The 491-nt window shown below is 62.1% G+C and carries 1 protein-coding gene and 1 pseudogene; one reads left to right on the top strand and one right to left on the bottom strand.

Annotated features, from left to right (window positions below; all coding sequences use genetic code 11):
- A pseudogene (locus tag J0A65_RS25650) lies at nt 1–106 on the top strand (electron transfer flavoprotein subunit alpha/FixB family protein); the annotation flags it as partial.
- A gap of 57 nt (nt 107–163) precedes the next feature.
- Here the strand turns inward: J0A65_RS25650 and J0A65_RS25645 are convergent.
- The coding region (locus J0A65_RS25645; RefSeq protein WP_206597033.1) for an alpha/beta fold hydrolase at nt 164–491 on the bottom strand (328 nt) is incomplete at its 5' end.

Genomic DNA, 491 nt, shown 5'->3' with positions numbered 1-491 from the left:
CGTGGCGATCAACAAGGACGAAGAAGCGCCGATCTTCCAGGTGGCTGACTACGGCCTGGTCGCTGACCTGTTCGAAGCCGTACCGGAGCTGGAAAAGCTGGTCTGACCTGCTTTCCCGCTACGAAAAACCCGCTCTGATGAGCGGGTTTTTTATTGCCTGGATTCAAGGCTGCTGCAGGCTGTCGAGGAAGCGCCGGTAGAGCAGGGCGCTTTCCTCGGGGCGTTCGAGCATCGGGGCGTGGCCGACGTTGTCCATGATCGCCACGCTGGACCTGCGCAGCAGGGGTTGCATGACGTCGATGCTCGACACGTCCAGCACGCGATCCTGCTTGCCCCAGAGGAGCAGGGTCGGGGCCTCGATCTTGGGCAGTTCCGGCTCGAGGGGAATGTAGCGTTCGACCAGTTGCTGGAACACCTGGTCGTAGTGGCCCGCGTTGGCCATGCTCTGTTCGGCCATGTACTGCTTGAGCGACTCCGGCAGGTAAGGGGGC

Origin of the sequence: Bowmanella yangjiangensis (assembly GCF_017255015.1) — a bacterium.
GTDB lineage: Bacteria > Pseudomonadota > Gammaproteobacteria > Enterobacterales > Alteromonadaceae > Bowmanella > Bowmanella yangjiangensis.
This window is presented reverse-complemented; position numbering and strand designations above follow the sequence as displayed.